At 43.4% G+C, this 23801-nt stretch carries 18 protein-coding genes and 1 pseudogene; 8 read left to right on the top strand and 11 right to left on the bottom strand.

Annotation, left to right across the window (positions count from 1 at the left end; translation table 11 throughout):
- Window positions 1-77 precede the first annotated feature (77 nt).
- The 4 genes and pseudogenes from VY86_RS22150 to VY86_RS22135 all read right to left on the bottom strand — a co-directional run bounded on the left by VY86_RS22150 (window position 78) and on the right by VY86_RS22135 (window position 4485).
- Window positions 78-1042 (bottom strand): annotated as a pseudogene (locus VY86_RS22150) (nucleotidyl transferase AbiEii/AbiGii toxin family protein).
- Window positions 1035-1430, bottom strand: a complete 396-nt coding sequence (locus VY86_RS22145; protein WP_021324919.1) for a DUF6088 family protein — start codon at window positions 1428-1430, stop codon at window positions 1035-1037. The pseudogene VY86_RS22150 and the gene VY86_RS22145 overlap by 8 nt, the downstream one beginning before the upstream one ends.
- Window positions 1431-1674: 244 nt before the next feature.
- The gene (locus VY86_RS22140) at window positions 1675-2961 is read right to left on the bottom strand and encodes a glycosyltransferase (protein ID WP_082111287.1); all 1287 of its coding nucleotides are present in this window, start codon (window positions 2959-2961) and stop codon (window positions 1675-1677) included.
- A 240-nt stretch (window positions 2962-3201) separates the two neighbouring features.
- On the bottom strand, window positions 3202-4485 hold the full coding sequence (locus VY86_RS22135; RefSeq protein WP_082111286.1) for a glycosyltransferase: 1284 nt from the start codon (window positions 4483-4485) through the stop codon (window positions 3202-3204).
- A gap of 244 nt (window positions 4486-4729) precedes the next feature.
- Between VY86_RS22135 and rlmKL the strand changes: the two genes are divergently transcribed.
- From rlmKL to rmf, 6 genes are all read left to right on the top strand, one after another.
- Entirely contained in the window at window positions 4730-6847 is a 2118-nt protein-coding gene (rlmKL, locus tag VY86_RS22130) for a bifunctional 23S rRNA (guanine(2069)-N(7))-methyltransferase RlmK/23S rRNA (guanine(2445)-N(2))-methyltransferase RlmL (protein ID WP_046976588.1), read from the top strand.
- 5 nt (window positions 6848-6852) lie between these two features.
- Entirely contained in the window at window positions 6853-8763 is a 1911-nt protein-coding gene (locus VY86_RS22125; RefSeq protein WP_046976587.1) for an ABC transporter ATP-binding protein, read from the top strand.
- A 114-nt stretch (window positions 8764-8877) separates the two neighbouring features.
- Window positions 8878-10098: a membrane integrity-associated transporter subunit PqiA gene (gene pqiA, locus VY86_RS22120; RefSeq protein ID WP_228939694.1), complete on the top strand. Its 1221-nt coding sequence runs from the start codon at window positions 8878-8880 to the stop codon at window positions 10096-10098.
- 20 nt (window positions 10099-10118) lie between these two features.
- Window positions 10119-11768, top strand: a complete 1650-nt coding sequence (gene pqiB, locus VY86_RS22115; protein WP_046976585.1) for an intermembrane transport protein PqiB — start codon at window positions 10119-10121, stop codon at window positions 11766-11768.
- A complete protein-coding gene (gene pqiC / locus VY86_RS22110; protein ID WP_046976584.1) occupies window positions 11765-12328 on the top strand; it encodes a membrane integrity-associated transporter subunit PqiC in 564 nt (187 codons plus the stop codon). The genes pqiB and pqiC overlap by 4 nt, the downstream gene beginning before the upstream one ends.
- A 250-nt stretch (window positions 12329-12578) precedes the next feature.
- Complete coding sequence (rmf, locus tag VY86_RS23860; protein WP_071881064.1) at window positions 12579-12746, top strand: ribosome modulation factor; 168 nt, start codon at window positions 12579-12581, stop codon at window positions 12744-12746.
- Between the two features lie 463 nt (window positions 12747-13209).
- On the opposite strand, the gene VY86_RS22105 is transcribed toward rmf, so the two are convergent.
- The 3 genes from VY86_RS22105 to VY86_RS22095 form a co-directional block, all read right to left on the bottom strand.
- A complete protein-coding gene (locus VY86_RS22105; protein WP_046976583.1) occupies window positions 13210-13548 on the bottom strand; it encodes a hypothetical protein in 339 nt (112 codons plus the stop codon).
- A 460-nt stretch (window positions 13549-14008) separates the two neighbouring features.
- Window positions 14009-14527 carry a bifunctional 3-hydroxydecanoyl-ACP dehydratase/trans-2-decenoyl-ACP isomerase gene (gene fabA / locus VY86_RS22100; protein WP_046976582.1) on the bottom strand — a complete coding sequence of 173 codons (519 nt, stop codon included), beginning with the start codon at window positions 14525-14527 and terminating at the stop codon, window positions 14009-14011.
- Window positions 14528-14610: 83 nt separating this feature from the next.
- Complete coding sequence (locus tag VY86_RS22095; RefSeq protein ID WP_046977039.1) at window positions 14611-16341, bottom strand: AAA family ATPase; 1731 nt, start codon at window positions 16339-16341, stop codon at window positions 14611-14613.
- A gap of 208 nt (window positions 16342-16549) precedes the next feature.
- Between VY86_RS22095 and matP the strand changes: the two genes are divergently transcribed.
- Entirely contained in the window at window positions 16550-17005 is a 456-nt protein-coding gene (gene matP, locus VY86_RS22090; protein WP_046976581.1) for a macrodomain Ter protein MatP, read from the top strand.
- An 87-nt stretch (window positions 17006-17092) separates the two neighbouring features.
- Here matP and VY86_RS22085 read toward each other — a convergent pair whose 3' ends face one another.
- From VY86_RS22085 to sulA, 3 genes are all read right to left on the bottom strand, one after another.
- The gene (locus VY86_RS22085) at window positions 17093-18469 is read right to left on the bottom strand and encodes an IS4 family transposase (RefSeq protein ID WP_046976580.1); all 1377 of its coding nucleotides are present in this window, start codon (window positions 18467-18469) and stop codon (window positions 17093-17095) included.
- 160 nt (window positions 18470-18629) lie between these two features.
- Entirely contained in the window at window positions 18630-19733 is a 1104-nt protein-coding gene (ompA, locus tag VY86_RS22080; RefSeq protein WP_046976579.1) for a porin OmpA, read from the bottom strand.
- Window positions 19734-20287: 554 nt separating this feature from the next.
- Complete coding sequence (gene sulA, locus VY86_RS22075; RefSeq protein WP_046976578.1) at window positions 20288-20812, bottom strand: SOS-induced cell division inhibitor SulA; 525 nt, start codon at window positions 20810-20812, stop codon at window positions 20288-20290.
- 247 nt (window positions 20813-21059) lie between these two features.
- Between sulA and VY86_RS22070 the strand changes: the two genes are divergently transcribed.
- Entirely contained in the window at window positions 21060-21662 is a 603-nt protein-coding gene (locus VY86_RS22070; protein WP_046976577.1) for a TfoX/Sxy family DNA transformation protein, read from the top strand.
- A gap of 60 nt (window positions 21663-21722) precedes the next feature.
- Here the strand turns inward: VY86_RS22070 and yccS are convergent, their stop codons facing one another.
- Window positions 21723-23798: a YccS family putative transporter gene (gene yccS, locus VY86_RS22065; protein WP_046976576.1), complete on the bottom strand. Its 2076-nt coding sequence runs from the start codon at window positions 23796-23798 to the stop codon at window positions 21723-21725.
- Window positions 23799-23801: the final 3 nt, after the last annotated feature.

Below are 23801 nucleotides of genomic sequence, written 5' to 3'. Positions count from 1 at the left end.
CCCTTTTCTGACTCTCTTCTGTCTTCTATTCTTCAACAGAATTGAGTAAGTAGTGTAAGAAGTTATTGGTTAGGTAGTTAATGTAGTACGTCCAGGACAGATAAAGCCGTTTGCCGAAAACAATCATAAGCTTCTGCCCAAGAGACTCTGTTATTTTCAAAGACCATCGGTATCACGAATTGCTGGTAGCGTTGCTGGTATACGGGGTTATTTTCCAGTTCCTCCAGCCCAGTCCTGATTTCATCAACAGGTGAAATCTGAAACTGGGGATACTGGCGGCCATAACGCTGAATATCTTGTTCAATGGCCTGTTGTACAAAATGGGCAAGCTGGTGGATATTCGTTCTCTGCGCATTCACAATACAGTAGTTATCATGCAGATGGCGCACTAGTGATTCGTCATCTTTTCTGTCGATATTACGCATAAATGCGGCAGTCCGCCTCAACATAGCTACCAATTTTTCGGCCTGTGTGCTGATAATTGTCACGCAAGGAAACCCTGCAACTACTCGCCCTTTATCTGTCAGTTCCGCGACAAATGAGCGGATATCACGTTGTTCCGCTGTTTCCAGAAGATCAGACTCCATCAACTCCAGTTTGATAAATGGCTTCAAACAAGGAGCCTGTACAACGTGCTGGGGATAGAGAATCGGAATATCATTGTAGCGGTATTCATCCCGTGTAATCTTTGGATTGCTATCGTCAAACCCAAAAAGACCAGATGTTGTAATGGCCTCTGATATCGTCTGGAGAATAGCCTTTCTGATATTTTTGCGTTGTGTCCGCGAATAATGGGTATCTGCTAAGAAGTTAGGTTGTGTGGAACCAGTTTGATATCCACATCTTCAGACATCCGATTGAGTGTAATCCCGGCTTTTGCCAGGGCTGTCCCGCCAGCAAACACCAGCTTATGAGTATCAAACACTAAAGGCTGGAGAAGACGAAGCAGTTCAACGACGTAGTAATCTTTTTCCACAATAGAAACTGATCCGATACCTAGCGCATCGGCAACATCCGCAAATAAACCAGGTAAATCATCCATTTAACCGACTATTCCCTACGGATAACACACGTTTAAACCGAGGTGTGATTTTGATTTGAGTATAAGCAGGAACCTGTGTTGATTTACCGTTTGTATAAGCAGCAGAAGCACCATCCAGGCAGTATCTCACTTTTAAACGTTCCAGCGCTTCAAGAATGACAGCATCAGAGCCTCCGGGCGAAGCAGGCATAATTTTCCCGGTAATGGCGTTTTTCCGTGCTTTTGTGTAAATACCATATCCCACTTTAAGCAGTTGGCCTTCTTTGACCAGAGTGCGTAGTACCCTTCCTACCTGATCGTAACCGGCAATGTCCTTAAAGTCATTGCGGGTGAAGACATATCGTTTTGATCGTTTCAAGCGTACCTGAATTCGGGCCTTGATAGTCATGGGATATCTCCAGAAAATATTATCAATAAGAGTAGCAAAAATACGACACTTTCACCAGCAAACGTGCGTATACGACACTTGATTATATATCCGCTTGGCACATTGATTCAGGCTGTATATCCGCCAAATCTTTTGTATTTGAACATATTGAATACTCCATAACAAAGCACACGCCTGCCGGAGTGGTAGGCGTGTGATGCGGTCAGTCGGAGGATTGGAAAGGAGAAACAAAGCATTAATGGTTTTATTGCTCAAGAATTAATTGTTCTACGTGCTTAGAAATCTCTGCCAGCGCATCGTGGCTTGCGTAATCTTTTTGGACGATTTGTGCGCGTTGTTTAAACAAGTTTGTACGCATCATGTTCTCTACTGTTTGCTTAAGCTGAGATTCAGTTGGTTGTGCTGTATCCAGATTAATACCACATCCAGCCCATACGACGCGAAACGCTGTTTCCTGTTTGCCTTCTCCTGTATCGGCAATGAGCACCGGTGTACCGTGGTTGAGGGCGTAATTAATGGTTCCGTAACCCCCATTGGATATTAGCAATGAAGCTTTTGCTAGCCAGTGCTCAAATGAGATAAATTCTTCAATACGTGCGTTGTTAGGTATGTTCTCCTGTCGTATTTCTACCGATCTACCACCGGTGGTTGCTAATACACGTACTGGTAATGTAGCCAGTGCACGTAATGTGGGGAAAATTAACTGGTTTAGATCGGTATTAGACATGGTACCTTGAGTGACTATAACCAATGGTCGTGGATCATCTTCTTCCCATAATTGAGGTGGTGCTGTTGTCGGTGCGGGGTTGGGGAGTGGGCCAATAAAATGGACTGTATCAGGCAATCCTTCTCGTGGGTATTCAAATGCCAGGGTTGAAAGTTGCAAAAAGCGATCAGAGCCCAAAATGACTTCATCGTTGAAAAATCGGGTTAACGTCGCGCATCCTGACTGAGCTAATGCGTCATTGAAGCTATCCTGTACTTCGGTTTTTAGTTGTCGGGTCTCCTCATCCACGAGTTGTTCATGTGTCAATTCTGATGGTAATAATGCGGGTGGGATACGTGGCCCCCAGAAAATTGAATCTTTTGAAGAGTAAGCCAGAGGCGTTATGCCAATGATGATCACTGGAAGGCGATGAGCTTTTTCTTTTTGCAGCAGTGGCAATATGCCGTAAAAGCAGTTCTCGGCTATAAGTAATTCTGCTTGCTGTTCATGGATGATTTGTTGTAGCTGGCGGTCGAGGAATGGGATTGGACTACAGAAGAAATCTTTAAATGCTAGTGCCATTTGCAGATTTCCTGGTGGAAGGTGAGCTCGGTCAGGAAAACGTTGCTTTAAGTGGCGGTAATCAAAGTCTATCTGATCATCAAAAGGGATAAATTTTGCGTTTAAAGCTTCTACTTGTTGGCGAAATAATGCGCCGGTGAAGACAGTTACTTGATGTCCTTGTGTTATCAGTGATTGAGTTACCTTTAACATCGGATAGACATGCCCGGGTGTTGCAACCGCGGCAATGACAATTCGTGCCATAATTTGCTCCTTTGTACTGTTTTGATTTAATTACGCTAGTTAGCTCCTGACTCAGGGGGTGATTATTTTATGACTACTATTATAAATTAATTACAGGAATAATAATTAATTATTACAATAATCACTTTGATTTATTTTTTATGATGTAATGAAATATGCCGATTTCCTCTCCCTGTCGGTCTGCGTTAGCACCAAAACGGAGAGGAAAGAAGAAGGTATCTAGGGTTTAGTTAATTGGTTTTATTCGAGAATTAATTGTTCTACGTGACGGGATATTGCTGCTAATGCATCATGTTTTGCGTAATCTTTTTGGACAATTTGCGCACGTTGTTTAAACAAGTCTGTACTCAGCATATTTTCCACTGTTTGCTTAAGTTGAGATTCAGTGGGATGTGCTGTATCCAGATTAGTACCGCATCCAGCCCATACAACACGAAACGCTGCTTCCTGCTTGCCTTCTCCTGCATCGGCAATAAGTAATGGTGTTCCGTGGCTGAGAGCATAATTGATGGTTCCGTAGCCCCCGTTGGATATCAGCAATGAAGCTTTCGGCAGCCAGTGCTCAAATGAAATAAATTCTTCGACGCGCACGTTTTCAGGTAGATCTTTACTCAGTATTTCTACCGATCTGCCACCGGTGGTTGCCAATACACGTACAGGTAATTTAGCCAGTGCATGCAATGTGGGGAAAATCAACTGATTGAGATCTGTATTGGAAATGGTGCCCTGAGTGACTATAACCAATGGCCGTGGATCATCTTCTTCCCATAATTGAGGTGATTCTGTTGTCTGTGCAGGGTTGGGGAGTGGGCCAATAAAATGGACTGTATCAGGTAATCCTTTTCGTGGGTATTCAAAAGCCAGGGTTGATAGTTGCAAAAAGCGATCAGAGCCGAAAATGACTTCATCGTTGAAAGATCGGGTTAATGTAGAGTACCCGGACTGAATTAATGCGGCATTGAAGCTATCCTGCACTTCGGTTATCAGCTGTCGGTTTTCTTCATCCACTAATTGTTCATGTGTCAATTCTGGCGGTAGTACTGCGGGTGGGATACGTGGTCCCCAGAAAATTGAATCTTTCGAAGAGTAAGCCAGAGGCGTTATGCCAATGGTGAGAACTGGAATACGATGGGCCTTTTCTTCTTGCAGCAGTGGCAATATGCCGTAAAAGCAGTTCTCGGCTATAAGCAGATCCGCCTGTTGTTCACGGATAATCTGGCGTAGTTGACGGTCGAGAAGTGGGATTGGGGCGGAGAAGAAATTTTTAAATGCCAGTGCCATTTGTACATTTCCTGGCGGAAGCTGTGCACGGTCGGGGAAATGTTGTTCTAAATGACGGTAATCAAAGTCTACCTGCTCATCAAAAGGGACAAATTGTGCACTTAAAGCTTCTGTTTGTTGGCGAAATAATGCGCCGGTGAATACGGTTACTTGGTGTCCTTGTGCTATCAGTGATTGAGCGATCTTTAACATCGGATAGACATGTCCGGGTGTTGCGACCGCTGCAATGACAATACGTGCCATAACTTGCTCCTTCATACTGTTTTGATTGAGTTGCGTTAGCTCCTGTTAGAGTGTAATCATTTTATGACAGTAGTTATAAATTCGTTATGGTAATAATTAATTCATTATAGTAATAATCATCGTGCTCGATTTTTTCAGGGAATTATGTATGTAGTTCGGGAAACATTTTTACACGCGCAACTTTATGACATGTCACCCAGATTAGCTATAATGCGTAACAATTTTCTTTTTGGTGATATGCAATATGAACTCTCTGTTTGCCAGCACGGCGCGCGGATTAGAAGAACTTTTAAAGAACGAACTGGAAATGCTGGGTGCACAATCATGCAAAATTGTGCAGGGAGGGGTTCATTTTCAAGGTGATGACAGCGTGATGTATAAAAGTCTGATGTGGAGCAGGCTGGCGTCACGCATTTTATTACCGCTAAACGAATTTAATATTTACAGCGATTTAGATCTTTATCTTGGGGTTCAGTCTATTGATTGGAGCCAGGTTTTCTCTGTAGACAGCACTTTCTCTGTGCATTTCAGTGGCACAAATGAAGAGATACGGAATACCCAATATGGCGCGCTCAGAGTTAAAGACGCCATTGTTGATAGTTTTATTCGTAAGCTGGATCAGCGTCCAAATGTGGCAAAGCAGCAGCCGGATATCCGTATTAATGTTTTCCTGAATAAAGAAAAAGCCAGTGTTGCGCTGGATTTGAGTGGTGAAGGCCTGCATATCCGCGGTTACCGCGATCTTGCCGGTCAGGCCCCGCTGAAAGAAAATCTGGCGGCCGCTATTATCCTGCGCTCAGGTTGGCAGGTTGATACTCCAATGGTCGATCCCATGTGTGGTTCAGGCACATTATTGATTGAAGCGGCAATGATGGCGACTGATCGGGCGCCAGGGTTGCATCGTGATCATTGGGGTTTTACCGCTTGGTTGAAACATGATGAAGAAATATGGCGTGAAGTCACTGCGGAAGCACAGATCCGTTTCCGTAAAGGCCTTCAAGAGACAAATGCCCGTTTTGTTGGTTCTGATATTGATCGCAGAGTACTGGATATGGCGCGATCCAATGCCCGCAGAGCAGGTGTTGCACAGTTGATAACTTTCCAGCAAGGTGATGCAAGCCGTTTGGAAAACCCGTTACCGGAAGGACCGGTGGGAACAGTATTAAGTAATCCACCCTATGGTGAGCGTCTGGAAAGTGAGCCGGCATTGGTTGCACTGCACAGTTTATTTGGCCGGGTGATGAAAAGCCGCTTCCCTGGTTGGCGCCTCTCTCTATTCAGTGCGTCGCCTGAATTGTTAAGTTGCTTGCAATTACGGGCTGAACGTGAATTTAAAGCCAAAAATGGCCCACTGGATTGCGTACAGAAAAACTATCAACTGTCAGATAAACCTCACTCATCAGAGATGGATATGGCGGAAGATTATGCCAACCGTCTTCGCAAAAATGAAAAGAAATTCACTAAATGGGCGAAACAGCAAGGCATTGATTGCTATCGTCTGTATGATGCCGATTTACCGGAATATAACGTTGCTGTCGACCGTTACGCGGATAAAGTGGTGATCCAGGAGTATGCTCCACCGAAAAGTGTTGATGCCAATAAAGCACGTCAGCGTTTATTCGATGTTATCAGTGCAACAATGCAGGTTCTTGGGCTTTCATCAAATCAGTTAGTGCTTAAAACCCGTCAGCGCCAGAAGGGCAAAAGCCAGTATGAGAAAATAGCAGAGAAACAAGAATTCTTTCTGGTAAATGAGTATGGCACAAAGTTTTGGGTCAACCTGGCTGATTATTTGGACACGGGCCTGTTCCTTGATCATCGTATTGCCCGGAAAATGCTGGGTGAAATGAGTGAAGGAAAAGATTTTTTGAATCTGTTCGCTTATACCGGATCAGCAACGGTACATACTGGGCTGGGAGGCGCGCGTTCAACGACGACAGTAGATATGTCCCGTACTTATCTTGAGTGGGCTGAACGGAACTTACAGGCCAATGGGTTGACCGGACGTCAACACCGGTTAATTCAGGCTGATTGTCTCGCTTGGTTGGCACAGACCCATGAACAATTTGATTTGATTTTTATCGATCCGCCAACTTTCTCCAATTCTAAACGGATGGAAGATACGTTTGATGTACAACGCGACCATATCATGTTGATGAAACAGCTTAAGCGCCTGTTGCGTCGTGGTGGAACTCTGATGTTCTCCAACAATAAACGCGGTTTTAAAATGGATTTTTCTGAGCTGGAAAAAATTGGCCTGGTGGTGGAAGAGATCACCAGCAAAACCCAGTCGCAGGATTTTGCCCGTAACCGTCAGATTCATAACTGCTGGCTATTACGTCATGCTGGTGAGGAAAAATAATTACTATGTCATTAATCAATTTATCCGGTGCATGGTTGTCGTTCAGTGATGCGCCGTTACTTGATAATGCAGAATTGCATATAGAAGAAAATGAAAGGGTTTGTCTGGTTGGCCGTAACGGCGCCGGAAAATCGACTTTGTTGCGGGTATTAGCGAAAGAACAACCGCTGGATGACGGCCAGGTTATTTATGAACAGGATCTGATCGTTTCCCGGTTACAACAGGATCCTCCCCGTGATGTAGAAGGGACTGTTTTTGATTTTATTGCCGAAGGTGTTCAGGAACAGGCGGAATACATTAAATCTTTCCATCAGGTTTCCCGTTTGGTGGAGCATGATCCAAGTGAGAAGAACCTCAACCGTTTGGCGGAATTGCAGGAAGTGCTGGATATCCGTGGATTATGGTCACTGGACAGTCGTATTAATGACGTGTTGAAACAGCTCTCTTTACCTGCTGAAGAGAAACTCTCTGCTCTTTCTGGTGGCTGGTTGCGTAAGGCGGCATTGGGAAGGGCGCTGGTCAGTTCACCAAAAGTCTTGTTTCTTGATGAGCCAACCAACCATCTGGATATTGATACCATTGAATGGCTGGAAAATTTCCTGAAAGATTTTCAAGGCAGTATTGTTTTTATCTCCCATGACCGTTCGTTTATTCGCAATATGGCAACCCGTATTGTTGATTTGGATCGCGGTAAATTGGTTTCATGGCCGGGTAATTACGACAAGTTTCTTGAAGGCAAAGAAGAAGCGTTGCGTGTGGAAGAAATGCAGAACGCCGAATTTGATCGCAGATTGGCGCAGGAAGAAGTGTGGATTCGCCAGGGGATTAAAGCGCGCCGGACCCGCAATGAAGGGCGCGTCAGGGCGTTGAAAGCATTACGTGTTGAGCGTTCCCAACGTCGTGAGGTGATGGGAACAGCTAAAGTACAGATGGAAGAAGCAAGTCGTTCCGGTAAGATTATATTTGAACTGGAAAATGTTAATTATCAGATTGGTGACAGGAAACTGGTCAGTCATTTTAGTGCTCAGATTCAGCGTGGGGATAAAATTGCACTGGTGGGGCCAAATGGCTGCGGTAAAACAACTTTACTGAAATTGATGCAGGGCGATCTGCAACCCGATAGCGGCCGCGTTCATTGTGGTACTAAGCTGGAGATTGCTTATTTTGATCAGCATCGTGCAGCGCTTGATCCTGAAAAAACGGTGATGGACAACCTGGCTGAAGGTAAGCAGGAAGTGATGGTTAACGGCCGTTCTCGTCATATTCTGGGTTATTTGCAGGATTTTCTGTTTCACCCTAAACGGGCGATGACGCCGGTTAAAGCGCTTTCCGGTGGAGAGAGGAACCGTTTGTTACTGGCGCGTTTGTTCCTGAAACCCAGTAATCTGCTGGTGCTTGATGAACCAACCAACGATTTGGATGTGGAAACACTGGAATTGCTGGAAGAGCTGGTGGACAGTTATAAAGGTACAGTATTGCTGGTCAGCCATGATCGTCAGTTTGTTGATAACTCAGTGACTGAATGCTGGATTTTTGAAGGCAATGGCGTGATTAAAAACTATGTTGGTGGTTATTACGATGCTCAGCAACAGCGTGCGCAGACTGTATCACTGCGCCAGCAGAGTGAGAAAAAACTTCAGGCTGAAGTTAAAGCAGAGAAGGTTAAAGAGTCACCAAAACGTACTGGTAACAAAATGAGTCACCATTTGTTGCGTGAATTAGAGCAATTACCGTCATTGTTGGAGAAATTGGAAGAAGAGATTGACCAATTACAATCTCAAGTGAGTGATACTGAGTTTTTTAGTCAACCTCATGCAGAGACCAAGAAAATATTGACAAAATTGTCTGAAAGAGAGCAAGCATTAGAAGCTGCTTTTGATCGCTGGCAGGAATTGGAAACATTGAAAAACGGCTAATAATCATCATATTTAGCGGAATTATTCCGTAGATCACTCTGAGTATGATTCTGCGGATATTCCCGGTTTCCTTACAGGAGAAAGACCTTGTGTTCCAATAACCATCATCATGACATGGTATTGTGCCCTCAATGTGATTTGCTGGTGGTATTGCCAGAATGGATTCAGGGAACGAAGGCGGTTTGTCCTCGTTGTAAAACAACGTTAGTCACATGGTGGAAGGAACCTAAACATCAACCAACGGGTTATGCAATCAGTGCATTATTTATGCTGTTGATTGCTTGCTTATTTCCGTTTGTTCGCATGAATGTGGCAGGAATTGGCAGCGAAATTACCTTATCTCAAATCCCACAGGTACTGTTCAATGAAGATTACGCCAGTATAGGAACATTTTTTCTGCTCTGTGTTCAGCTGGTGCCTGCATTTTGTATGGTAGCGGTTATCCTGTTGTGCCAGGGCGTTGTTATTTCTCAGAAGATAAGAGTTTGGCTGGCCCGGGTGCTATTTCAGATGAAAAACTGGTGTATGGTTGAAATCTTTCTGGCAGGGGTATTAGTCAGCTTCGTCAAATTAATGGCTTATGGTGATATTGAGTTAGGTGTAAGTTTTCTGCCATATTGCCTGTTTTGTCTTCTCCAGGTGAGGGCATTTCAGTGCTTGGATCGCCACTGGTTATGGAACCAGATTGTGCCCGCGCTTAAAGTAGATATACCGTTACAGGCTGGGAAATCGGGTTTGGTGCAGGGTGTACGGCTATGTCAGTGTTGTACGGCTATTTTACCGGTGGACCAGCTGGTGTGTTCACGCTGTCATACCCGGGGACATGCCCGTCGGCGTAACAGTCTGCAATGGACAATGGCACTGCTGGTTACGGCTTTAATGTTTTATATTCCCGCTAATGTCATGCCAATGATGGTGACCGAATCGCTCGGCAATCAGAGTGATTCCACGATTATTGCTGGGGTGATATTACTGTGGAGTGTCGGTTCATATCCGGTAGCTTTAATCATTTTTATCGCCAGTATTATGGTGCCGTCATTGAAAATGCTGGCGATTGGCTGGTTGTGTTGGGATGCCAAAGGCCACGGTAAACGGGATTCCGCACAGATGCACTTTATTTATGAAATTGTGGAATTTGTTGGCCGCTGGTCAATGATTGATGTATTTGTTATTGCAATATTGTCATCACTGGTGCGTATGGGGAAATTGATGAGTGTCTACCCTGCTATGGGGGCGGTGATTTTTGCTTTAGTTGTGATCTTGACTATGTTTGCGGCAATTACATTTGATCCTCGTTTAATTTGGGATAGAACCAACGTTAAACATTCGTTATAAGGCAATGAAGGAGTGTCAAAGTGACGGATAAAGTTGAAGACCACAGTCAGGCCAGAATCGATAAAATTAAAAGTTGGTCGCCAGTCTGGATTGTGCCGATTGTGACGGTGCTTATTGGTGCCTGGATATTATTTTACCATTTCAGCCACCAAGGGCCGGAAGTGACGCTGATTACTTCCAACGCAGAAGGAATTGAAGCAGGTAAAACTAAAATTAAGAGCCGCAGTGTGGATGTTGGCGTGGTTGAGAGGGTCATGCTGAGTGATAATCTTAGCCAGGTTATTATCAAGGCCCGGCTGCATGATGGTATGGAAACCCTATTACACAGTGATAGTGCCTTTTGGGTGGTGAAACCGCAGATTGGCCGTGATGGCATATCTGGTCTTGGTACTCTTCTGTCCGGGGCTTTTATTGAACTTCAACCGGGAACACTGGGTGATGAAGAAGATAAATTTAATTTGTTGGATTCACCGCCATTGGCTTCACCTGACGCAAAAGGTATCCGTGTAATACTGATCAGTGATAAAGCGGGTCAGCTCAATCCGGGAGATCCAGTGTTGTTTCGGGGCTATCGGGTTGGCTCTGTTGAAATCAGCGAGTTTGAACCAAAATCCCACCTGATGCGATACCAGTTGTTTATTAATGCACCTTATGACGGATTGCTGACAACTAATGTCCGTTTTTGGAAAGAAAGTGGTATCACGGTGGATCTGTCTTCCCAAGGGGTGCGTGTTGACATGGCTTCGCTATCAACTCTGTTTGGTGGTGGTGTGAGCTTTGATGTACCTAAAGGTTGGGAACTGGGGGGACCGGTTAAAGAAAAGACCACTTACAAACTTTTCGATAATAAAAAAAGCATTCAGGATTCTTTATATACCGAACATAAAGATTATCTGTTGCTCTTCTCTGATTCCGTTCGTGGGTTACAACCGGGGGCGCCAGTGGAGTTTCGCGGGATTCGTCTGGGGACGGTGGCAAAGGTACCGTTCTATTCGGAAGGGATGATACAGCGTATGGATAACGATTTTCGTATTCCGGTACTTATCTCTATTGAACCAGGACGCTTTGAGAAAGAGTTGGGAGAAGGGTTTGATGTTGAGAAAGAACTGAACAGCATAACTAAACGTGGCCTGCGGGCTTCTCTCAAATCAGGTAACTTGTTGACTGGCGCTCTGTTTATTGATTTGGATTTTTATCCGAATGAAAAAGGGTGGGCTGGACCGTATGAGATCGCAGGTTATCCGTTATTACCGACAATCAGTGGTGGCCTTGCTCAGATTCAGCATAAAGTCATTTCAGCGCTGGATAAAATTAATAATATGCCGGTTGAACCGATGTTTAATCAGGCTATCCGTACTCTGGAAGAGAGCCAGAAGGCGATCAGAAAAGCGCAAAAGACCCTTGATGAATTGAATAAAGTGCTGGCAAATCCTGAAACGAAAGAGCTGCCGAAAGATATACAGAAGACATTGCAGGAGTTTAACCGCAGTATGCAAGGTTTCCAGCCTGGCTCACCGGTTTATAACAAGATGCTGGATAATATGCAGAGACTGGATCAAGTATTGAGTGAGCTTCGTCCCGTGCTGAAGACACTGAATAATAAGAGTAATGCGTTAGTTTTTGAGGCTAAACCAATTGAAGATCCAGAACCGAAGAAGGCTAAAAAATGATGAGAATATTGGCGTTAATCTTAGTGATTCTTATTTCTGCTTGTAGTAGTCAGCCGGAAAAAACGTATTACCAATTGCCGGTAGTAGAAGTAACACCACAAAAGAGTGCTGCTGTACAGCATGATCGTCAGTTATGGGTACAACGGGTTATGTTATCCGATTATCTGTCATCCTCCGGTGTGGTATATCAAAGCAGTGATGTCAGTTATATTAGTGCAGTGAATCATTTATGGGCCAGTCCACTGGACCAACAATTACAACAAGTGCTGGTAGCTGAATTAACCGTGGCGTTGCCCCGACGTTTGGTTTCTGCCCAACCATTGGTTAATAAGCCGGATTCTTTGAATGTGACAGTTACCCGTTTTCATGGTCGTTATGATGGTAAGGTGATTCTGCAAGGTTACTGGACATTAACCCATCAGGGGAGCGTTGTTAAACAGCCTTTTAATCTGGAGCTAAAACAGGAAGAAGATGGTTACGATGATTTAGTTCGCACATTAGCAAAAGGATGGAGCCAATTAGCGCAGGCTATTGCCAATCAACTCATCTCCCAATCTTAACCTCTGTCATTCTCCGGGTGTTAAAGCCTTTTGCGCCCGGAGAAGATAAATAATTATTATCAGCAAGATAAAAATTTCTCTTTATTATTAGCCTGTTATAGATTCTTTTGTACGGATATAACAAATATTACATTAATATGAATTTCTTGACTTGATTTTCAAAACTTATAAGGGTATTTCTAAATTGTGGTTGGATAAATGTCGACCACTGTTTTCTTTCTACTGATATAGCTTATGAGGTAAATAAGGCATGAAGAGACAGAAACGAGATCGTTTAGCACGTGCGTTGTCGAAAGGGTATCATGCAGGCATTTTAGGACGTCCAAGGGAGCATTGCCCCTATTATTCATTAGATGCCCGTTCTCACTGGTTAGGAGGGTGGCGTCAGGCTATGGAAGACAGGGCAACAATGGCTTAGTCTGGCAAACTAAGGCCACGAATTAAGTAATAATTAAGTGAGCAAAATCTCTACTTTTTATAAATGTATATTAACCTAAATTTGATCTGGCAGTGACTGATTAATACAGATATCTGTCAGATTAAGTCTTGTTGATATTCTTCCTGCTTAGATTTCTCTTTGTGGTGATTAAAGTAAAAATGGTCATATCACATAAAATAAATTTATCACGGCACTAATAATATCTATTTTAAGACATTGTACGATAAAGGTCTTGATGCACAGTGTGTAATAAATCGATAAGTATTAGTAATGTCAGGATTCCAATTTTTTCATGTTGTTGTGCTCCTTTGAGATTTTATTTGCGAATTCAATAAAATGTGAATCAATGGCCGCCAGGTGACATATCCTATTTAACCTGTTCAACATGGCTGATATTGCGGCCATTAAATAATCTACTTACTAATGCGAGGAATGAAGTAATTCAATAATTGCAGTAAGCTGGGTTTGATAAACATTTATGATGTAATTCAACCCAAAAGAGACGGCTATATTCCTCAATCCCATCGATTGATATGGTTATAATTTCATGACTTGTATAGGCTGTTTGAAGCAATGATAATAACGTCGCTCCACCATTAATAGTACATACCCATCTAAATCCTTGTACGCGAGTAGGAGTCGATATTTTTCCATAGCAGTCTCCATTAGTGTTAGGTGCTTTTAGCATTTCGACAGTACCGTCAATCCTATCTAGTTTTGCTATAGCAGTTGGTGTAAGAGTCAATGCTATGATTATGAGCACTATTTTTCTGATGTTCATATAAATCACCCTTGGTTGTGTTTGTTAATAATAATTACTAATTATAAATTTTATTAATGATTTTTGCCTGTTATCAGTATGCTCTTGTGAGCTTATTTGATATGCCAGGTCCATTTGAGCATAGCACAATTTGCCAATTGCGTACTAATCAGTCAAAGGGAATGAGTGTCCATGATGCAGGTTGATCCGGTATGGTTTTACGTTGAAATATGTGCAGGCAGGTCTAAAATTCAGAGCTGTTCTATTGCCATTGCTGGGTATCAAACCCCAGATTTTGAGGTGTCACCGGAATGATCTTTGTGGGAAGAGTATATTAGCAAAAATTGCCATAAACCCTCGACAGGGCGGGGAGAAGCCACTCCAGATATAGACACTGTGTTACTTGATGTTTCGCTTTTAATAAAAAGGTGAAAAGCAATCGGCCAGTCACCTTTCCTTTTGATATTTCACTGATTATTTGTCAGAAAGTGCTGGTATCTTTAAACAGCCCCACTTTCAGATCTGTTGCAGTATAGATAATTTTGCCATCTACCAGTACTTCACCATCCGCCAGACCCATAATCAATTTACGGTTAATAACACGTTTGAAATTAATGCGGTAAGTGATTTTTTTAGCTGTTGGCAATACCTGACCAGTAAATTTAACTTCGCCAACACCAAGCGCGCGGCCTTTGCCTTCGCCACCTACCCAGCCAAGGAAGAATCCCACTAATTGCCACATCGCATCAAGGCCAAGACAGCCCGGCATTACCGGATCGTCAGTAAAATGGCAGTCAAAAAACCACAAATCAGGATGAATGTCTAGTTCAGCTTCTACATAGCCTTTACCGTGGGTGCCACCGTTTTCTGTCATCTCAATGATGCGGTCCATCATCAGCATATTGCCTGATGGTAATGGCGGCCCATTTTCTCCGAACAATTCACCTCGCCCAGATGCCATAAGATCTTCTTTTGTGTAGGATTTGCGTTTATCAACCATATTCTAAAATAGCCTTATATTTAATGTAGGGTAAATAATAGTGTACACTTGTACGCTGAACAACTCCGATCAGACATTTTGAATTAATCTAACCAGCGAAGAAACCACGGAAATTTAGGTCGTTCCTGATTATTCGCTTGGGTTATACGTTCCTGTATCATAGCTAACAGGTGTGCTTCTTGTTGATCATAATAAGGGACACCTGTTAATAAAGGTAGTGCTTCAGAAACATGTTCTACTGACCATAAATGAAATCTTTGTTCTTTTACCGCATCTACAACCGCTTGATTGAGACATAAATGGCGGATATTCGCTGTTGGCAGGATAACGCCTTGCTGGCCGGTGAGCCCTCTGCGGTGACATATTTCAAAGAAACCTTCTATTTTTTCGTTAATACCACCAATGGGTTGAACATAACCAAATTGATCCACCGCACCTGTGACTGCCAGTTGTTGATCGATAGGTTGCTGGGAAAGAGCGCTTATCAGTGCGCATAATTCGGCAAGTGAAGCGCTGTCGCCATCAACTTCACCATAGGACTGTTCAAATACAATAGATGCAGAGAAAGGTTGTGGTTGATCCAACTTTAGCTCGGAAATCAGAAAGGCTTGCATAATCATCATACCTTTCGCATGGATATTACCGCCTAGCTCGACTTTACGTTCAACATCAATAAATTCTCCATCTCCCATATGAGCCACACAAGTAATACGGGATGGCTCGCCGACGGGATCTGGGTGGCCGGGATATTCCAGTACAGATAATCCGTTGATCTGACCGATGACCATGCCTTGAGTGCGGATAAGAATCTGACCTTGATGAATATCGTCTAAGCCACGTTCGGGCAGATAGTTGTGGCGCCAGCGACGATTTTCTTCTGCTTGTTTAATTGATAGAGCGGTAATCTGATTTTCTTGCTGATAGAGTGCCGCAGCGATCAGTTGCCGTTGTAGCCAGAGAATATCCAAAGGCAAACTGTATTGATCTTCTGTATAGCGGGTTGCTTGTTGGATAAATTCAGGCCAGGCATTATCGCTCAATGGTGGCAATTGCCACTGTTGAATAAGCCCATTGATATAACTGCACCACAGACTTAAATCTTGCTCATTATGCAGTGGCATATCCAGCTCAAATTCGCCATATAGAGCATTTTTTACTAATTCAGGCTCTGTAACCTGAAACTCTTCAAGGCTCAGACGATCCCCAACCAGAATCAGACGCAGATTTAATGGCATGGAGGGGATTGGTAATGGCAAAGGTTTATTATTATCCTGAGATAACCATTCAAAACGTTGCTGAATAATCATCTGTTTCAGGCGAACCCACATTAATGGCTGAGATAACAGGGTACGTAATGGCAGGATAAGTACACCGCCATTTACCTGATGGACCAGACCGGGTTGCAGGTGAATTTCTCCGTGGTGAGAATGGACGCAGCCAAATAATTGCTCTGCTTCTATCCATTCACGATAGGCTACTCGCAACTTAGGTGTGAAATGGCCCTCTGTTGAGGGTTGCCAGCTGATTTTTTGTTGCTCTATTTGATAGTCGCCACCAATTTGGGGAATGTCTTTAGGGAGTAATGGATGGATAGATTCAGCCAATGCTGACAAATAAGTATCACATTCTTCGGCTTTCAACAGCATAAAAGGCTGGCGGGAATCCATCCGGCAGAAAAGCTGCAAGCCACTATGCAGCCGTAATTGAACGGATTCCATACTGGCAGGCGTCTGTTGGGAAGCAGAATGAAAAAGCGCTTCATAGGGTGCGCAATTCGGCAGTAATGCCTGCCAGTCTAGTTTGTTATTGGTCAAAGTGATCGCTATATATTGTAAAGTAGGAAAGCGTCGATTATACAAGATTAAGATATAAACCAACATGCTTGAATGTTTGCTATTTCAGGCGCTTTATGTGAGGCATTATTCTGAGTAAAAAATAGGCATTCATCAGTTTGGCTATAAGCAATTTACTTAAATAGTTGCTATGCTTATTTTTAAGTTACGCTGTCACCGGGAAAGTAAGATGAAATATCAACAACTGGAAAATCTGGAATGTGGCTGGAAATGGGCTTATCTGATTAGAAAACATCAGGAAGGTGAGCCAATTACTAAATATATAGAAAACAGTGCAGCTCATGCTGCGGTTGATAAACTCATCAAACTTGAGAGTGAACCGGTAAGGGTACTTGAATGGATTGAGCAGCATATGAATCCTGATTTGTTCAACCGAATGAAACAAACTATCCGTGCCCGGCGTAAACGGCATTTTAATGCGGAACATCAACATACGCGCAAGAAATCTATCGATTTAGATTTTCCCGTATGGCATCGCTTATCTGCACTTTCTCAGAGACGGGGTAACACGCTGTCCGAAACTATCGTACAGTTAATTGAAGATGCTGAACGTAAAGAAAAATATGCCAACCAAATGTCCAGTTTGAAGCATGACTTGGAAGCTATTCTGGGTAAGAACGAGTAACCTCAGTTGTTGTGGGTTGGTATTACAATGAGATTCTTAGCAAAAACCGCCGTAAACCCTCTTTACGGCCTGTTTCTTGATCATATTTCATAGATCAAGAGACTTGGACAGTAAATAACCTTCAAGGATGGTTTGTAACATGAACCATCCTTGCCACAGCCTTTCCCATCCCACTCGGCCATTTCGTTTTGAGTCATACCAACCCGCTAGTTTTCCCAAATTAATATAGGCCCAGTAAACACTTGGCGCTGTCTTAGGGACCTTTTTCTTTTCTTGCTTTACCCACAATAACTTCCACGCTAGCGGGCTTAATAGCGTTTCACAACTCTGTTTTTCCGCCTCTGATCTATTGAGACCCACATAGCGCAACTGATGAACACGCACGGCGATAAACGCCAGGATCACCACCATTTTTTCCAGATTTGCTTTACGTTGCATCCGCAGCGCTTCTACCTGTGTCCCGCCACTTTTCCACGCTTTGTGAAACTCTTCAATGAGCCAGCGTTTTTCATAGTAGTCCAGAATACGGTGGGCATCTTCTTTACCTTTTACCGGCTCCGATGTCAGAATGTGCCAGCTCAGCTCCTTGTCGTTATTCGTTTCCTGACAACTCACATAATACAGCGGTATCGGCTCCCCTCGTTTATTGGCCGGCATTTTGAGCGTGACAGGGGCGTAACGGACGTCGCAGAGAGCTTCACGCGCCTTACGCCCACCTCGTTGTTTAACCTGAACGGTTCTTTTATCTGCGGGCTGCAAAGATTCACTGAACAGATAAAGTTTATCTGAGCTTTGTTCAATGCAACGGCTTTGCATTGAACGCACAATAAAACGCTGCTGATGCGTGATTTTATAGGTCCGATAGTCAATAATGTCTGCCTCGCGATCACAAACTGAAATGACCTTATTCATATCACTGCCAAGACGAGTTTCTGTTGCCTGAGAGGCGCGTTCCCACTTATAACTTTCCTTGTCTTTATACGGCCGGGAAGCCCGTTGCGCTTTCTTGCCATAATGACTCAGCTCTCTCGTCCAGCGCGTTTGTTCAATCAGGCCAATGACCTGTTCTTCTCTGGGGGCAAAAAGCAAAACGGAATGGGCATGCAGGCCGGTGGCACTTTTTCGTGATGAGGTATAGCCCATTTCATCCCGAACCGTCTGATGAGTGAACTCCAGTGAGGTTGTATCTTCCAATGCCAGCAAACAGTCATAGGACTTAGCTTGTTCAGCCGTTGCTGCAAATCCGGCCTCTGCAATGGCCGTTGCGTCAATGGCCCGGTTACGCGTAAATCGATAAGCGGCTTCAATATCCGCAGGTGTTTTGAGTGATTGCACAATAGATTGCCCGATATGGTTGGCTAAAGAGGCGGTGAATTTGATAAGACGCTGGGTTCGTCGGCTATCGCCCAAATTTGCGCGAGAAAAAGTCTCATAAGCCCATTTTTCTGCGTGAGTTTGGAACATTTTACCGTACCTCAATGAAATAGTTATTACTAAGATCAGCAAAATAGAAAAAGATTCAAAAAAATCCCCCGATTTTTTATCAGGGGATTTGTGTATGAAAGACAGATCTGAAAATGGGGCTTTCTGCGCTTTTAATGACTAATGTAATCAATAAAGGCGATTAATGAGCAGCTTTTTGCGCTTGAGTAACAACTTCTTTAATGCCTTGGATTTCGATCTCTACACGACGATCTGGAGCCAGGCAGTTAATTAGGTTCGGCTTTTTGATTTTGTCGCAAGTAGAACCAGTTACTGGATTTGTTTTACCACGGCCTTCTGCGCTGATGCTACCGGCAGGGACGCCTTTAGCTACCAGATAGTCAACTACACTTTGAGCGCGTTTTTGAGACAATGGCTGGTTGTGCTCGTTTTTACCGATACGGTCAGTGTAGCCCAGAACCAGCACTTTACCCTGAGTTGGGTCGATGTTTGCCAATTCAGTATACAGTTGATCCAGAGTATGCTTGCCTTCTGCTTTCAGCTCAGCGCTGGCGAATGCGAACAGAACGTCAGAACGCAGAGTAAAACGTTTGTTCTCAACAACTGGCGCTGGAGTTGGCGTTGGAGCGACAACCGGAGCTGGGGCAACAACCGGCGCGGCTGCTTCATCTTGACCGAAGCGATAAGAAACACCTACGCTCAACAAGCCGTTATCAGGACGTGCGCCTACTGTGCCTGCGTCACCGATATTGTTAACCCATTGGTAATCCAGACGGGTAGCCCAATCTTTAGTCAGAGCATACTCAACGCCAATAGCGGCCAGTGGGGAAACGCCTGTATCATGATTTTTCAGATGAGTGTTGGTGGCGCCGTAATTCGCTTTGGAATCTGCACGCCAAACCATACCACCCAGACGAGTATAGATGTCCAGATCATCCATAATTGGATAACTCAATTTAGTCGCCAGTTGGAAACCATGAGCTTTGAAGGCACCGGTGTTTACGTTACCTTTATAAGGCATACGGCCTAACCAGTCATAACCTATTTCAAAACCAAGATATGGGTTGGCTTGGTAGCCTAAGAAAGCACCAACACCCAGCTGGTTTTTGTGAGTAGGACCATTACCGATTTCATTGGTATAACCGTTGCCGTAGAAGTTTACGTCATGGTATTGGGACCAACCCAATTTACCACCGGTATACCACGTGTTGTCTTTTGGAGCTGCTTGCGCTGCAGTTGTGAAAGCGGCCACTGCCACTGCTACCGCGATAGCTGTCTTTTTCATTTTAACGCCTCGTTATTATCATCACCCAATAGGCAATTGGCTTCGGGAGCCTTTTTACTTACTGCCTATCCCATTAGGTTATTTCATTTGCCACTCTTTAGTAATAATAGTGAGTACTGAGCAGGGCCCAAATTCTTCATGTACTGTTACTGCATGTACGTTTTGAATTTTGTACGCTATCTGTGTTCACTGTTTATCCATAAGAATGGCCTGCACTAAATTATATCTACTGAGATAGGCTATTAGCCATATTGATTAAAAAAACTCAGTTAGGAATACTGCACTTTCATCAAATCAAATGGACCAAACAATACATAAGGAACCAAGGGCAGTAACCTTTAATGGTGTAAAGTCTACAACGAAGTTAAAAAGTTACAAGTGGCCCTTGATTAATAGAGCAAAAAATTTAAAAGATAATGTATGATTTTAAAAAAAACTTTACTATTCTTTACAACTAATCTCATCTTAATTAATTGATTTTAGTTGTGATTAGTGATTTTGAGCCTAAATTGGTTATTTTGTGTCATGAATATTGAGATAATTCCTAATTTTGGTCAATGATAGTAAATAGAATGAATTTTTAGTAAATTTGATTGCGATTCAGTGCCATTGGCTCCTTTATTTACATCTTGTGGGCGCATAATAAAGGCCAATGCATTACCTTTTTGTGCCGCAGACTGTAATCTTACCGTATCTCTTGCTAATAACGTTGGCAGCCAGCCAAGTACCACGCTGTAATTACCACTTGCTAACGCTCTTTCCATTGCGTCTACCGTTGTAATGGAGTTGATGCGATTTAATTGCACAATCTTATCTAAAGGTAATCCGGAGCGAATTAGCCATTGGCGGCTCAGTTTTTTATGAGGGCTAACCCATAGCAACCAGCGGGCTTCATTTCCTGACTGGCGTAACAAAGGTAGCAATATATGATTAATGACAGCTTGGTTATCACTATAAATCAATTCACTCACTATACCACCACGTCCGGCTGAATTATCTTGCTCAGGTGAAGAGCGTGATAGTCGCTTTTCTGTTAGCTGATGTTTAGGAAGGTAAACCCAGGTTGATTGAATGCCCATAATGAACCCCGCCACAAGTAACTGTATTAATATACAGTATCTTCATGTCAGGCTAAGATCAAGTCTATTTTTTCAAAGAGCTTCGCAAATATTTACGATAAATGGCTTGAAACTCATTTAACCATTGGCAGGGAAAATTGAATTGCGTATGTTTTCAATTGTTTGTTCCTGTTATTTATTTTTCTAATAGCTGGGACAAATCTATGGATAAAAGATTTATTTGCACAAAACTCATGGAGTGATCTGTATGTTGTTGTCTGAGGTGCGTTTTACTCAACTCAAAAATGGTTTTTCTTCATTTGGAAGATTGACAAGGAAGCCACAGTTCGGCGGTTACAGCCTGCTGGCTGACGGGATTATGTTTGCGATTATTGCTGATGGGGAACTATATTTACGGGGAAATGGCCATGCTGAAGTGCTATTTAAAGCCAGAGGGATGAAAAACTATATTTACTCGAAAAAGGGAGTACCGGTAACTTTGCGTTATTACCAGGTTGTTGAATCTCTTTGGCAAGATCAAGAGTTACTATCTCAGTATGCGTATTTGGCTTATCACTACTCACTAATTGAAATGACGGGTAAAAAGAAGATGCCGACACGTTTGAAAGATTTGCCTAATCTTGGAATGTCTCTTGAACGCCAGTTATGGAAGGTAGGAATATGTAAAGTTGAAGATTTACGGCTGTTAGGTGCGAAAGCCAGTTATTTAAAACTGCATCAATATAAAAGAAAATCTAATGTTAGTTTATTACTTGCTTTGGCTGGTGCAATTGAAGGATGCCATTCAGCCGTTTTACCGGTACAGATTCGTAATGACTTATTACGCTGGCATAAGGAGCTGGCTTGTTAGATCTTTATCGTGAATAGCTAAATAAAAGGGGCAGTCAACTGCCCCAGTATATCAATCTGGCTATGATTGATTAATTTGTTTAATAAGAATGACAATTTCAGGCAACAATCCTATTAATAAACCTGTTTGTTGCAATACCAGCTGTTCTTTACTGTCTCTTTTTGCTGGGGTTTGCTCAATTCTTTTCGCTATGTTGACAGATATTTGCTCAATTCTATCATCATCTATTAATGCCGGTTTTAATGTTGCATCGACATAACAAATCGCATCATTAAGAATATCCAGAATAATTTTGTTATCCAATTTATCCCGGTGTGCCCCTAGCGCAGAGATGTAACTCAGCATAGTGTGATTCAGGCACAGTAGCCGGAATGCTTCTTCTTGGGAAGTTTGATAACTTTTCGGCTCGGCAGACATGTTTGAAATAACTGATGCCAGCTCCGCGTCACTATTGTGAGCATCACGGCGGGCAATTCGGTAGTTCAGGCCATTATCTTTTCCCTGATAATATTGAACTAAAATGGCATCGAGGTAGCGGCAATTGGTGTCCATCGTCCGGCTTATCACTTGTGGTAACTGGCGAAATTTCCAGTCTGGCCAAATGGAATTTACTGCTAACCAGGCGATACTACAGCCAATTAATGTGTCAACAATCCTTGGTAGTGCGACTTCAAAGCCTTCACCCAGCAAATTGAAGCATAGTAATACCAATAGTGTGATAAACAGGGTCGCGTGTGCATACTGAATATTACGGAAAGCGAAAAACAATACCCCAGAGATAACAATCAGTACCAATTGCCCCTCAATAGATGGCACAAAGTAGAGGATTGGCAAGCCGATTAATATTCCGGCAACGGTGCCTATTATTCTCAGTGCCAAACGGCGGCGGGTAGCGCTGTAGTTGGGTTGGCAAACGAACAGACTGGTGAGTAAAATCCAATACCCGCGTTGTAGATCCAGCAATTGGATCATGGCGTAGCCACTGCACAATAGAACAGACATACGGATCGCATGGCGGAATAAAGCTGATTGTGGCGTCAGATGACGACTGATCCTTAGACGGATATCGCGCCAGCCAGTTAAATGTTCATCAGACAATTGGGTTTCATCTTTTCTTTCTTTGGAAAGATTGTACTGCCCAGAACTGATGCTTGATAATTGCGCATCAATCGCTCGCAGGTTTTTCAGCAGGTTATATAATGCAGTAATTTTGAGATTATGTTTTTGTTGTTCATTGAGTTGTTGCAGGGAACTTTCCAAATAGTTAAATGCACGTTCAACGCGCGGATTGTGTTGATATTGCTTGTGCCAAATTATTGACTGAGCAACTTGTTCACAAGCACGGGCTTGCATGGCGAGAAGACGTTGAAACCGGAACAGAACATCGCTATAGCGGAAAATACTCCGCAGGTTTTGGTATTGCACATGAGATGAACTTGCCCGTTCATGAATATCTTGTGCGATAAAGTAATAATGCAGAGTTTGGCGGGTTCCACGCTGGCCGCGATCGCCTTTCAGGCGGGTTAACAAGGAGGCTTTGGCTTGATTTAGTGTGTTCACTAAATCACTGTTTGCCATTGCCACATTAATGACAGATTGCTGATATTCTTCTTCTATATCAGGATCAAACAGGTTAGCTTTGGCATCAAGATAAGCTGAAAGTTGCTGATAACAACGCGCTAGATTGTCCTGTAACGGGCGGATAGGGAACAGTAAATGGCCGGTGAGGGTGAGCAGGTTATACCAGATTGCCCCTGTCAGCAGTAATAGCGGTTGCTGATACCATAGTGGGAAAATAGACGCGCCCAGCATGGTATAAATCGCAATCAGCAACGCGCCAAACGCAATAGTTGCATAGCGCTGCCCAAGGGCGCCCAGTAAGATAAAGCTACAGGTGGATAATGCCAGCCCGATAGTGAAAAGCCAGGGGTAAGGGAACAGTAATTCAATAGAGGCCGAAGCGATAAAGAAAGAAATCAGCGTGATAACCAGATTGCGTACACGGCCAATCAGACGATCATCAAGATCAGCCAGTGCTGCGGCAACAACGCCCAAGGTTAATGGTATGGTTATTTTAGCAAAAACCGCCGTAAACCCTTGCCCAGTGCGGACGGGGATATCAGGCGAAAAGCCCAAAGG

The organism is Photorhabdus thracensis (assembly GCF_001010285.1).
GTDB classification, from domain to species: Bacteria; Pseudomonadota; Gammaproteobacteria; order Enterobacterales; family Enterobacteriaceae; genus Photorhabdus; species Photorhabdus temperata.
The sequence above is the reverse complement of the archived record's forward strand: the minus strand, read 5'-3'. Positions and strand labels throughout refer to the sequence as shown.

What these genes read in the sequence shown, in the direction of transcription:
- fabA (WP_046976582.1), bottom strand. Translation starts at nt 14,527, where the DNA reads ATGGTTGATAAACGCAAATCCTACACAAAAGAAGATCTTATGGCATCT.
- VY86_RS22105 (WP_046976583.1), bottom strand. Translation starts at nt 13,548, where the DNA reads ATGAACATCAGAAAAATAGTGCTCATAATCATAGCATTGACTCTTACA.
- pqiA (WP_228939694.1), top strand. Translation starts at nt 8,878, where the DNA reads ATGGTATTGTGCCCTCAATGTGATTTGCTGGTGGTATTGCCAGAATGG.
- VY86_RS22070 (WP_046976577.1), top strand. Translation starts at nt 21,060, where the DNA reads ATGTTGTTGTCTGAGGTGCGTTTTACTCAACTCAAAAATGGTTTTTCT.
- VY86_RS22140 (WP_082111287.1), bottom strand. Translation starts at nt 2,961, where the DNA reads ATGGCACGAATTGTCATTGCCGCGGTTGCAACACCCGGGCATGTCTAT.
- VY86_RS22085 (WP_046976580.1), bottom strand. Translation starts at nt 18,469, where the DNA reads ATGTTCCAAACTCACGCAGAAAAATGGGCTTATGAGACTTTTTCTCGC.
- ompA (WP_046976579.1), bottom strand. Translation starts at nt 19,733, where the DNA reads ATGAAAAAGACAGCTATCGCGGTAGCAGTGGCAGTGGCCGCTTTCACA.
- sulA (WP_046976578.1), bottom strand. Translation starts at nt 20,812, where the DNA reads ATGGGCATTCAATCAACCTGGGTTTACCTTCCTAAACATCAGCTAACA.
- VY86_RS22135 (WP_082111286.1), bottom strand. Translation starts at nt 4,485, where the DNA reads ATGGCACGTATTGTCATTGCAGCGGTCGCAACACCCGGACATGTCTAT.
- rmf (WP_071881064.1), top strand. Translation starts at nt 12,579, where the DNA reads ATGAAGAGACAGAAACGAGATCGTTTAGCACGTGCGTTGTCGAAAGGG.
- rlmKL (WP_046976588.1), top strand. Translation starts at nt 4,730, where the DNA reads ATGAACTCTCTGTTTGCCAGCACGGCGCGCGGATTAGAAGAACTTTTA.
- matP (WP_046976581.1), top strand. Translation starts at nt 16,550, where the DNA reads ATGAAATATCAACAACTGGAAAATCTGGAATGTGGCTGGAAATGGGCT.
- VY86_RS22145 (WP_021324919.1), bottom strand. Translation starts at nt 1,430, where the DNA reads ATGACTATCAAGGCCCGAATTCAGGTACGCTTGAAACGATCAAAACGA.
- pqiC (WP_046976584.1), top strand. Translation starts at nt 11,765, where the DNA reads ATGATGAGAATATTGGCGTTAATCTTAGTGATTCTTATTTCTGCTTGT.
- VY86_RS22125 (WP_046976587.1), top strand. Translation starts at nt 6,853, where the DNA reads ATGTCATTAATCAATTTATCCGGTGCATGGTTGTCGTTCAGTGATGCG.